This window comes from Enterococcus sp. DIV1767 (genome assembly GCF_050542585.1).
Classification (GTDB): Bacteria; Bacillota; Bacilli; order Lactobacillales; family Enterococcaceae; genus Enterococcus_D; species Enterococcus_D innesii.
On sequence record NZ_CP172936.1, the window covers coordinates 2,567,652 to 2,581,090 of the forward strand.

The 13,439-nt window shown below is 41.0% G+C and carries 2 protein-coding genes; both read right to left on the reverse strand.

Going from position 1 to position 13,439, the window contains the following annotated elements:
• Positions 1 to 21: 21 nt before the first annotated feature.
• Positions 22 to 12,033 (reverse strand): KxYKxGKxW signal peptide domain-containing protein, encoded by a 12,012-nt coding sequence (locus tag IGI78_RS12155; protein WP_430618044.1) that lies wholly within the window; start codon positions 12,031 to 12,033, stop codon positions 22 to 24.
• A 160-nt stretch (positions 12,034 to 12,193) separates the two neighbouring features.
• Positions 12,194 to 13,306, reverse strand: a complete 1,113-nt coding sequence (gene glf / locus IGI78_RS12160) for a UDP-galactopyranose mutase (RefSeq protein ID WP_194195071.1) — start codon at positions 13,304 to 13,306, stop codon at positions 12,194 to 12,196.
• Between the last annotated feature and the right edge of the window lie 133 nt (positions 13,307 to 13,439).

Below are 13,439 nucleotides of genomic sequence, written 5' to 3' on the forward strand. Positions count from 1 at the left end.
TCACAAACCAAAACTAACGGGTTACTCTGTTTCACGCTTTGCTTCATCTTTTTTCTTTTTCATTAAAGCAATAGCAGCTAACAGCGTGGCAATTCCAGCAAGAGACATTTGAATACCACTTGCATCAGATTCGCCAGTCTTAGGAAGAGTAGAACCAGATGCACTGGTCGTACGACCCCCTACTCCAGTGTTGCCAATTGGCGTTACTGTATTTCCATTCACTCCGTTGTTCTGATTAGAACTTGATGGTGTTGAAGTAGAGCCGCTGATAGACTCACTTGCCGAAAGTGAATGATATTGGCTAGTTGATTGTGATTGCAGCTCTGATAGACTCTCAGACAAGCTATTGCTGTGATATTCACTGACGATATCAGAGTTGATATCACTTGTACTTGTACTTAGCGAAGCAGATTCACTCACGCTGGTACTATCGCTGATTGATTCACTAGCGCTCATGGAAACTGAATCTCGATCAGAGGCACTAAAGCTTTCACTCTGACTAGCCGAGTTGCTAGCACTCAGACTATCGCTTGCTGACCCAGAATCACTTGATTCGGCGCTAAGTGATACTGAATCACGTTCACTATCACTGATGCTGGTGCTTTCGCTAGCTGATTCACTCACACTTAGGCTTTCGCTTGTTGAAGTCGAATCACTTACACTTGCACTATTTGACATTGAATCACGTTCACTATCGCTGATGCTGGTGCTTTCGCTAGCTGATTCACTCACACTTAGGCTTTCGCTCGTTGAAGTCGAATCACTTACACTTGCACTATCAGACATTGAACCACGTTCACTGTCACTAATGCTGGTACTTTCGCTAACAGATTCACTCACACTTAGGCTTTCGCTCGTTGAAGTCGAATCACTTACACTTGCACTATCAGACATTGAACCACGTTCACTGTCACTAATGCTGGTACTTTCGCTAACAGATTCACTCACACTTGTACTGTCACTTGTTGAAGTCGAATCACTTACACTTGCACTATCAGACATTGAACCACGTTCACTGTCACTAATACTGGTACTTTCACTAGCTGATTCGCTCATACTTGTACTGTCACTTTGACTGATTGATGTGCTTTCACTTGCAAAAATCGACTCACTTGTACTGAAGCTGCGGCTTTCTTCCGTAGAAATACTTGCACTTTCAGACTCAGAATCGCGAATGCTAGAACTGTTGCTTGTGCTTTCAGAAGCGGAGGCTTGATCGCTCGTACTCATAGATTGACTCAAACTTGTACTGTCACTTGAACTAACCGATTCGGAATCTCGGACACTTTCACTTGTACTAATGCTTTCGCTAATGGAGGTTGATTCGCTAGGTGTAACTTCCGTACTATTCCGCTCGCTTTCGCTAGTACTGATGCTGACGCTAACTGATTCACTGGTGCTAGAGCTTTGTGAATCACTTGTCGAAGCACTCACACTTTGAGATTCAATCACTTCTTGTTTTTCGCTAAGCGATGTGCTGATTGATGCCGATTCGCTTAGACTTGTACTAGTAGATTGTGAAATGCTGGTGCTCTCACTAGCACTTGCTGAGACAGAATCATTTGTACTTGTACTGTCACTGGTTGAAAGGCTAGAACTGTTCGATCTTGAATATAGATCGCTTAAGCTATCACTTGCACTATCGCTATTGCTGAGTGATGTGCTTGCACTATCACTCATACTGAAACTACGTGATTCGCTGGCACTTTCAGATCTAGATAGTAAATCACTTAGACTCGCGCTTAAACTTAAGCTGTTACTTACGCTCGTGCTGCCGCTATAGCTTAGGCTATCACTTCTAGATTCACTTGCACTCTCTGATCTAGAAAGTAAATCACTTACACTCGTACTAGAACTTAAGCTGTCACTGGTTGATGTGCTCATGCTATTGCTTACACTATCACTCCGTGATTCGCTCGCACTGCTAGATTGAGAGTTCATTTCGCTTAAACTTAAGCTAGAGCTGTTGCTGACACTCAACGAAGTACTTGTGCTTTGGCTCAAGCTATTGCTCCGTGATTCACTGGCACTGGTTGAACGAGATAGTAATTCGCTCAAGCTAGTACTGCTACTTTCACTCGTACTAATTGATGTGCTGCTGCTATAGCTTAGGCTATCACTCCGTGACTCGCTGGCACTGACTGATTGAGATAATTGTTCACTTAGACTTGTACTTGAACTCAAACTCGTGCTAGCTGAAGTACTTTGACTGAAACTATTACTTAGGCTATTACTTAAACTAATACCTTCGGAAAGTGAGTCACTTGTCAATTGGCTCAAGCTATTACTCAAACTGTAGCTGTTGCTCGCGCTAGTTGACGATGAATCACTTAATGAACTGCTAGTACTCGTGCTCAGACTTAGACTCGCAGAAGTACTACTACTGTAGCTTTGACTTTCACTTGCTAGTGATCTGCTTTCTGAAAGACTATCGCTATTGCTCAAGCTAGCACTGATTGACGATGAGTCGCTCATTGATGTACTGATACTCAAGCTTTCACTCATACTTTCAGAAGCACTATTACTAATACTTGTACTATCGCTAGTACTTGTACTTATGCTTGCTGAGGTGCTGCTACTGTAGCTAGTACTGTCACTAGTACTTAGACTAATACTTGCTGAGGTACTGCTGCTAAAACTTTCACTCATACTTGATCGTGAATCACTAATTGACGTACTCAAACTATTCGATTCACTGTTACTGATGCTTGTACTAATTGAAGCAGAGTCACTAACCGAAGTACTGACACTAGTACTCATGCTCAAGCTGGCTGAAGTACTGCTGCTATAGCTTTGACTTTCACTAGTCCGTGAATCGCTCACAGACGTACTAATGCTTGTTGATTCACTATTACTTGTACTTGTGCTACCGCTGTAGCTTGCAGAGTCGCTTGCACTTTGTGACATTAAACCACTAGTACTCAATGATGATGAATCACTTAGTGAAGTACTAATACTTGCTGACTCACTGTTGCTAATACTTGTACTTACTGATAATGAGTCACTCAATGACGTACTCGTACTTGTTGACTCACTGTTGCTTACACTTGTGCTGCCACTAAAGCTTGTAGAATCGCTCGCACTTAATGACAACGAAGTACTTGTGCTTAGAGATAACGAGTCACTGATCGACGTACTCAAGCTTGTTGATTCACTGTTGCTGATGCTTGTACTTACAGACATTGAATCGCTAATTGAGGCACTTGTACTTGTCGAATCACTATCACTCACACTGGTACTTAACGATGATGAATCACTGATCGATGCGCTCAGGCTTGCTGATTCGCTGTTACTGATACTTGTACTTACAGACATTGAATCACTGATCGACGTGCTTGTACTTGTCGAGTCACTGTTGCTTACACTTGTACTTAACGATGATGAATCACTGATCGACGTACTTGCACTTGTGGAGTCGCTATTGCTTACACTTGTGCTACCACTAAAGCTTGCTGAATCACTCGCACTTAAGGATGCCGAAATACTTGTACTCAATGATGATGAATCACTGATTGATGTGCTTGTACTTGCTGATTCACTGTTACTGATACTTGTACTTAGCGATGATGAATCACTTAATGACGTACTTACGCTTGTGGACTCGCTACTGCTAACACTTGTGCTTCCGCTAAAGCTTGCTGAATCACTCGCACTTAGAGATGTCGAAACACTTGTACTCAATGATAATGAATCACTGATTGATGTGCTCAAGCTTGTCGACTCACTAACGCTTGTAGATGTTGATTCGCTCACTGACGTACTTGCGCTTGTGGACTCACTGTTGCTTACACTTGTGCTACCACTAAAGCTTGCAGAATCACTCGCACTTAGAGATGTCGAAATGCTTGTGCTCAATGATGATGAATCACTGACTGATGTGCTCAGGCTTGCTGATTCACTGTTACTAATACTTGTACTTACTGATAATGAATCGCTGATCGACGTGCTCGTACTTGTGGAATCACTGTTGCTTACACTTGTGCTACCACTAAAGCTTGCAGAATCACTCGTACTTAGAGATGTCGAAATGCTTGTGCTCAATGATGATGAATCACTGACTGATGTGCTTGTACTTGCTGATTCACTGTTACTGATGCTTGTACTTACTGATAATGAATCGCTAATCGACGTGCTCGTACTTGTGGAATCACTGTTGCTTACACTTGTGCTACCGCTAAAGCTTGCTGATTCACTCGTACTTAGAGATGTCGAAATGCTTGTGCTCAATGATGATGAATCACTGACTGATGTGCTTGTACTTGCTGATTCACTGTTACTGATGCTTGTACTTACTGATAATGAATCGCTAATCGACGTGCTCGTACTTGTGGAATCACTGTTGCTTACACTTGTGCTACCGCTAAAGCTTGCTGATTCACTCGCACTTAATGATGCCGAAATACTTGTACTCAATGACGATGAATCACTGATTGATGTGCTCAAGCTTGTCGACTCACTAACGCTTGTAGATGTTGATTCGCTCACTGACGTACTTGCGCTTGTGGACTCACTGTTGCTTATGCTTGTGCTACCACTAAAGCTTGCTGATTCACTCGCACTTAATGATGCCGAAATACTTGTACTCAATGATGATGAATCACTGATCGACGTGCTCGTACTTGTGGAATCACTGTTGCTTACACTTGTGCTTCCGCTAAAGCTTGCTGATTCACTCGCACTTAGAGATGTCGAAACACTTGTACTCAATGATGATGAATCACTGATTGATGTGCTTGTACTTGCTGATTCACTGTTACTGATGCTTGTACTTACAGACAATGAATCACTAATGGATGTGCTAGTACTTGTTGACTCACTGTTACTGATGCTTGTACTTACAGACAATGAATCACTAATGGATGTGCTAGTACTTGTTGACTCACTAACGCTTGTAGATGTTGATTCGCTCACTGACGTACTTGCGCTTGTGGACTCACTGTTGCTTACACTTGTGCTTCCGCTAAAGCTTGCTGAATCACTCGCACTTAGAGATGTCGAAACACTTGTACTCAATGATGATGAATCACTGATCGATGTGCTCAAGCTTGTCGACTCACTAACGCTTGTAGATGTTGATTCGCTCACTGACGTACTTGCGCTTGTGGACTCACTGTTGCTTACACTTGTGCTTCCGCTAAAGCTTGCAGAATCACTCGTACTTAGAGATGTCGAAATGCTTGTGCTCAATGATGATGAATCACTGACTGATGTGCTTGTACTTGCTGATTCACTGTTACTGATGCTTGTACTTACTGATAATGAATCGCTAATCGACGTGCTCGTACTTGTGGAATCACTGTTGCTTACACTTGTGCTACCGCTAAAGCTTGCAGAATCACTCGTACTTAGAGATGTCGAAATGCTTGTGCTCAATGATGATGAATCACTGACTGATGTGCTTGTACTTGCTGATTCACTGTTACTGATGCTTGTACTTACTGATAATGAATCGCTAATCGACGTGCTCGTACTTGTGGAATCACTGTTGCTTACACTTGTGCTACCGCTAAAGCTTGCTGATTCACTCGCACTTAATGATGCCGAAATACTTGTACTCAATGACGATGAATCACTGATTGATGTGCTCAAGCTTGTCGACTCACTAACGCTTGTAGATGTTGATTCGCTCACTGACGTACTTGCGCTTGTGGACTCACTGTTGCTTATGCTTGTGCTACCACTAAAGCTTGCTGATTCACTCGCACTTAATGATGCCGAAATACTTGTACTCAATGATGATGAATCACTGATCGACGTGCTCGTACTTGTGGAATCACTGTTGCTTACACTTGTGCTTCCGCTAAAGCTTGCTGATTCACTCGCACTTAATGATGCCGAAATACTTGTACTCAATGATGATGAATCACTGATCGACGTGCTCGTACTTGTGGAATCACTGTTGCTTACACTTGTGCTTCCGCTAAAGCTTGCTGATTCACTCGCACTTAATGATGCCGAAATACTTGTACTCAATGATGATGAATCACTGATCGATGTGCTCAAACTTGTCGACTCACTAATGCTTGTAGAGGTTGATTCACTACTTGACGTACTTGTACTTGTCGACTCACTGTTGCTTACACTTGTGCTACCACTGAAGCTTGCAGATTCACTCGCACTTAATGATGCCGAAATACTTGTACTCAATGATGATGAATCACTGATCGATGTGCTCAAACTTGTCGACTCACTAATGCTTGTAGAGGTTGATTCACTACTTGACGTACTTGTACTTGTCGACTCACTGTTGCTTACACTTGTGCTACCACTGAAGCTTGCAGAATCACTCGCACTTAGAGATGTCGAAATACTTGTACTCAATGATGATGAATCACTGACTGATGTGCTTGTACTTGTCGACTCACTGTTGCTTACACTTGTGCTTCCGCTAAAGCTTGCTGATTCACTCGCACTTAATGATGCCGAAATACTTGTACTCAATGATGATGAATCACTGATCGATGTGCTCAAACTTGTCGACTCACTAATGCTTGTAGAGGTTGATTCACTACTTGACGTACTTGTACTTGTCGACTCACTGATACTTGTAGATGTTGATTCGCTCACTGACGTACTTTCGCTTGTGGAATCGCTGTTACTTACGCTCGTACTGCCGCTGAAGCTTGCAGAATCACTCGCACTTAGAGATGTCGAAATACTTGTACTCAATGATGCAGAATCGCTGATCGACGTACTTGCACTTGTTGACTCACTAATACTTACTGAAAGTGAATTACTTGCAGATATACTTTCGCTTGTAGAATCGCTATTACTTACACTCGTACTGCCGCTATAACTTGCAGAATCACTCGCACTTAGAGATGTCGAAATGCTTGTGCTCAATGATGATGAATCACTGATCGAGGTGCTCAGGCTTGTTGATTCACTATTACTGATGCTTGTACTTACCGATAATGAATCGCTAATGGATGTGCTAGTACTTGTTGACTCACTGATACTTGTAGATGTTGATTCGCTCACTGACGTACTTTCGCTTGTGGAGTCACTGTTACTTACACTTGTACTACCACTGTAACTTGCAGAGTCACTTACACTTAGGGATGTCGAAATGCTTGTACTCAATGATGATGAATCACTGATTGACGTACTTGCACTTGTTGACTCACTAATACTTACCGAAAGTGAATTACTTGCAGATATGCTTTCGCTTGTCGAATCGCTATTACTTACGCTCGTACTGCCGCTATAACTTGCAGAGTCACTTGCACTTAATGATGTCGAAATGCTGGCACTCAATGAGGAAGAATCGCTGATTGACGTACTTGCACTTGTTGACTCACTATTACTTACTGAAAGTGAATTACTTGCAGATATGCTTTCGCTTGTCGAATCGCTATTACTTACGCTCGTACTGCTGCTATAACTTGCAGAGTCACTTGCACTTAGTGAGGTCGAAATGCTGGCACTCAATGAGGAGGAATCACTAAGTGAGGTACTCAAGCTCATTGACTCACTGTTACTTAACGATAATGAATCGCTAACTGATGTGCTGGTACTTATCGACTCACTAACACTTGTAGATGTTGATTCGCTCACTGACGTACTTGCGCTTGTGGAATCGCTGTTGCTCACACTTGTGCTGCCACTGAAGCTTGCTGATTCGCTAGTAGACTCACTATTGCTCAATGACATCGACGTACTAATTGAATTTGAGATCGAGTCTGATTCCGATAAACTTTCTGATAAACTCATGCTGGTACTCAATGAATCAGAAATAGATTCGCTGAAACTAATGCTCTCACTAAGCGAAGAAGAATCAGATTCACTAATTGCGACAGACAATGATTCTGATGCTGAAATACTTTCTGATACTGAATCACTCTCTGACAATGATAGTGAAGTGGATTCACTGAGTGATTGCGAGAGTGAAACTGATACTGACTCAGATAAAGATAAGCTTTCAGAATCACTTGTACTGTTGCTCAATGATCCAGAAACAGAGGCACTAAAGCTAGAACTATCACTTTCTGAATCTGACTCAGAAACACTAGCTGATATGGATAACGATTCTGATGCAGAAAGGCTTTCTGACATTGAATCACTATCCGACAGTGAAATAGATGTTGAAATACTTTCAGATAGGGATTCTGATAAAGATTCTGAATCACTAATCGAAATTGAAAGAGACATTGATTCACTTTCTGAGATAGAGGTCGATGACGAGCCACTCTCTGAGTCCGACACTGAAGTAGATTCACTTGTTGAAAGAGACGCTGATTCTGAGTCACTCAATGAAATCGAAACCGATTCTGAATCACTTAAAGAAGTTGAAGTAGAGATTGATGTTGATAATGATTCAGATGTCGAATCATTCATATCAGATTCACTTTCCGAAATCGACGATGACAATGAGTCACTCTCTGATTCTGACACTGAAACAGACTCACTCATTGATGTAGACATTGATTCTGAATCACTAACAGAGATCGATTCTGATAAAGAGTCACTTTCTGAAATCGATTGAGAAAGAGAAACACTTTCTGATTCTGAAGTAGAAGTAATAATGGATTCAGATAATGATTCACTTCCCGAAACAGACTCTGAGGTAGACAATGATACTGGATCTTGCTCATAATTGACCGTGAACATCTGAGGTGAAGAATCCATTTGAGATGCTCCATTGCTAGTAGTGTCAAAAGTTTGATTGGCAGCCAGAGCTTCCGCTAATGTATTGTAGACTACTCCATCTGGTCCTGTAACCGTATAAATATATCCATTTCTCTCTAAATCTGCATCTGTTACACCAAGAGTGATACTTTCGTTTGAAACGCCAGAAGTACCATATTTTCCAACAGTGACTGTTCCCGGGATTTGCTCAAATGCTTCTCCTGTAGCCGGATCTGATTCCGGTTGGTTATTCCCAACGACACCGACTTCTTGATAAGACGGATAAAGAGTGATTGTAATAAACTGTTGATCACTATCTGTCGTACTACCATTATTGCTAGTATTATCAAAAACAAATGTCCCTGTTTGATCTGCATAATAGCCGGTTTGAGTGAGGTAATCCGCAATTAAATCCGCATAACTTATTTCTTGTCCGGTAGTCCCATTGATGGCAACTGTGCCAGTTTGGTTTTGTAATGGACGACCATCTGAATTAACAAATGTTACGTTGACTGTTTGTGTATCTGCTACAACATAAATAGTGGTTAGACTCGCACCTGTTCCTACTGTTGTAGATCCAGGCTGGACGTTGCCATTTAATACTGCACCTGTTGCATAATAGTAACCAGGAGGTAAATTCGTCGAAGTATAGTAACTATTGGTCCAATCGATAACATTTCCATAGTTTGCAGGAATTCTATCTGTTCCTGAAGCTTCGGTACCAGCATTCATGTACTCAGAAGAGATCACTTGACCTGTCTTAACGTCAACATATTGGTACTGAACCGAATTATTGGCAACACCGTATACATAAATATTATAGGTATAATTGGTGTTTTCCATCGGAACGATCGCAACTGTCGCTTGTCCATAACTATCCCCATTATCAGCATCAGTCGTACTATCTCCACCACTTTGGCCATCATTTTTCGCAGAACTAGCGACTTGGGTACCAATCGCCCACATGTAATTATCAGGCATTAACTCATTTGCATACTCCAACGTTTGCAAATCAAGATACTCACCAATGTAATTAACGTCTGGATCAATTGGCATATCAACAGTTTTGATAATATTGCCATACTGATCAACATAGTTTACAGTTACAGTTCCTGGTGCAATAGCAACAGTCGCTAATTCACGGGTAGAGGTATCTACAATATTAGATGTAGTAACATTTCCAGCCGTATCTTTAATGGTGGTTGTCGTACCTGAAATAGTCATCTCTACGAATTTTAAGTTACGGTTTCCTTCTGGAGCAGCGGTTTGGCTACTGCTGCCTTGCCATGTACTAATCTGAGAATTATTCATGACAAATGTTCCCGAACCTGTAATCAATCGGCCAGCCGAAACAGCTCCTGAAGAAGTTAAACGTGCTAAGTGCAATGCTCGCGGTGAAATAAAGCGAATGGTTGCGCCAGAAGCAACGTTTACAACAGTATTGGCATTCCATTGTTGTAAATCAAGCACCGTTCCTGCATTAAATGTAACAACCGCTCTATTCGTGACATTCAGTGAGTTAGAACCTACTGTACGCGTAGCCGTCATTTGCAGATTTTGTCCAAAAGTTGCAGTTCGGTCATTTGATTGACTTCCTGAATAACGAGAAAAATCAAGGAGCATTTGGAAGCCGTCTTGTTTCCAGGTTACGTCATCTCCAACAGTGATTGAGTTAAATCCATAATAGACAAGGGGATAGTTGTTACTATTATAGGTACTAAGTTCGTTACCAATAATTGTCGCACCATCACCTACTTTAAAGGTATGGTTGAATCCTGTATCACTCGCATTGTTCCCTCGGATCGCCATATAGTAAAACATGGAATAACCAGTGGTACCAGCTGTTCGGTTCAACTCTACATGGGACCCATTAGCGATAGCTACTTCCCCAATTTGCATCAATTCTTGTTTTACATTGGCAACAATTTTGCCAGATAAAGTCACTTGACTATCCTCAGCATCCAGTAGTCGTCGTGGTTGATAAGCAGTATCTGTTCCACTAACACCATCTCGTCCTTCGAGAGTGACATTATCGATATTGAAGTACCAGTATCCATAACCACCTGTTGCCGACCTTGAATCAATCACTGCATCCGCCGAGCCCGTTCCACTGTCTCCTGAGTTGGTGCCTGACTGCCAATGAATCAAGTTAATATTTGTGATCGTAAAAATAGAACCGCGAACCGTAGAACTTGCCCCTACATTAAACGCTGCTCCTGCCATATTGACTGTAAAACCATTCCCGTCAATAATCACACTCGTTTCGCGCCAACCTAAATCACGAGTAGCCACATTAGTAGCTGCTGTAATATTGGCGGTGACCTCGATATAGGTAATCGAAGAATTTCCATACGCTGCTTTTAAGGTAGCCCAGTCATTAACTGCCGCATACGTGCCATTAGCAATAGCGGTTTGTTTGTATAAATCTTTATTCTTCACTTGATCAGGCACATCAACTGTTACTCCAGAAGGTGAATTGGTTTTATTTCCATCATTGATTGCCTGTTCAAATTCTTCTCGACCCATATCCGGATCTGCAGAAACGTTGATTTTAATGATCTGCCCTGATTGAGTGGTGATTGCAAAACTTGCAATCAAGTTATTGGCACTAGCATATTGCTGCGCTGCTCGTATCAAAGATGTACTTGGTGAATTGCCATCTTTGACTACTATTTCTAATGAATTCGTTGTAGTGTCAACCGAAGCTTGTACTTTCTTAGGCACTAATTGATCAAAGAGCTCTTGTGCTTTTTGTGATTCTACTTTATTTTTTTCGGTGACTGTTTGTTTTGGTGGGTTCTTTTGACTTACTGACGTTGAATGAGAAACACTTGTAGATCGTGACATTGATAAACTGGTCGATTCTGATGCACTTGACGACAACGAACCACTTTCTGAAATCGAAGTACTTTCTGAGATACTCAAACTTTCTGATTCGGACACACTCTCCTCCTCAGAAAGACTCATTGATTCAGAAACACTTTGGGATTCTTCAATACTGGTAACATTGTTTTCAATTTCTGAATCACTCACACTCTGTGATTCTGTTAAACTAGTTGACTCTGTCGCACTTTGTGACTGCGTATTACTTTCGGATTCAGAAAAACTTTCCGATGGCTGCGTACTTTCAGAGAGCGAAGTAGCTTCACTTTCTTGTGTCGATGAAGCCGGTATTTTGGTAGTCGTTTTATTTGCCAAGACATTCTCGGCATTTGCTTCTTTACTTGCATCTAATGGCGGTGTGATTTCTGAAGCATGCGCCACGATTGGCGTGATACTCAATCCAGCAATGCCAGTAAAAGAAGTGATCGTTGCATACACCCAATGTTTTCCGCTTTTATACATCTTGTAGCGTTCACTTTTATTGGATCGTAACAACTTTCGATAATTATTCTTTTTACTCATTACGTTTATTTTTCTCCCCTTTCGTAAAAATATTTTTACAAGCTTCCCCAAGTCCTATTTCTTTATAAGATAGGACAACTAATTATTTCATAGCTAGTAAAAAAGTTACGTTTTGTCCCAGAATCGGGACAAAAAAAAGCAACCTCTCCAATAAAAGAAGTTACTCTGCTGGAAATTCGTATTGAACAAGCTTCAAAGCAGCTGCGATCGTATCGTCCATATCATAATAGCGATAGTTGGCTAGGCGCCCACCAAATAAACATTTTTTTTGCTGTTGCGCCAATTTCTCATACTTGCGATACAATGCATTATTGCTTTGATCGTTGATTGGGTAGTAAGGAATATCTCCTTTCTTCCACTCTTTCGGGTATTCTTTAGTGATAACTGTTTTTTTTGTCACCACTGGACAAAAATGTTTATGCTCAATGATTCGCGTATAGGGCGTTTGACTGTCTGTAAAGTTCATGACTGCTGTTCCTTGGTAATTATCCGTGTCATAGACTTTAGTTTCAAAATGTAAAGACCGATAGGCCAACTCACCATAACAATAATCGAAATATTGGTCAATCATTCCAGTATAAACAATGTTCTTAGAAGAGGCTTCATGACGTGTGCGATCTGCAAAAAAATCAGTCTCTAAAGAAATATCAATTAGTGGATGTGTAAGCATTTTTTGAATCATTTGTGTATAGCCCAATTTGGGTATTCCTTGAAAAATATCCGTAAAATAATTGTTATTAAAGGTATACCGAATAGGCAGCCTTTTGATAATAAAAGAAGGAAGAAGATCACATTCTCGTCCCCACTGTTTTTCAGTGTAGCCTTTGATCAGTTTGTGATAGATGTCTGTCCCGACTAAAGAAAGAGCTTGTTCTTCTAAATTTCGTGGTCTTTTTATTCCTGTCTTTTCAATTTGGGTCGATATTTTGATTCGAGCTTCAGTAGGATTTTTGGTTCCCCACAGTTGGTAAAATGTGTTCATATTAAAAGGAAGATTATATAACTCACCTTGATAGTTTGCAATTGGTGCATGAATATAGGGATAGAATTCAGTAAACTGATTGATATAATCCCAAATTTTTTTACTCGATGTATGAAAAATGTGCGCACCATATTTATGTACGTCGATTCCTGCTTGTTTTTCTGTGTAGCAATTGCCGCCAATATGTGTCCGTTTTTCTAACATTTTCACTGTATGTCCCCGTTTCGCTGCTTCATGAGCAAAAACTGAGCCAAAAAGTCCTGTACCAACGATCAAATAATCATAAGCCATTTTTTTCTCCTAACCTTTTTTCTTTTATTTTAGAATTTTGATAAGCCAGAACTATAATCTCTTTTTTCTAAAAAAGAAAATAAAGAAGAAATGAGTACTTTCAGTTATCTTAGATGAATGGTCATTGTCTTCA

Coding starts and splice junctions, on each gene's coding strand:
- IGI78_RS12155 (WP_430618044.1), bottom strand. CDS start 12,033: ATGAGTAAAAAGAATAATTATCGAAAGTTGTTACGATCCAATAAAAGT.
- glf (WP_194195071.1), bottom strand. CDS start 13,306: ATGGCTTATGATTATTTGATCGTTGGTACAGGACTTTTTGGCTCAGTT.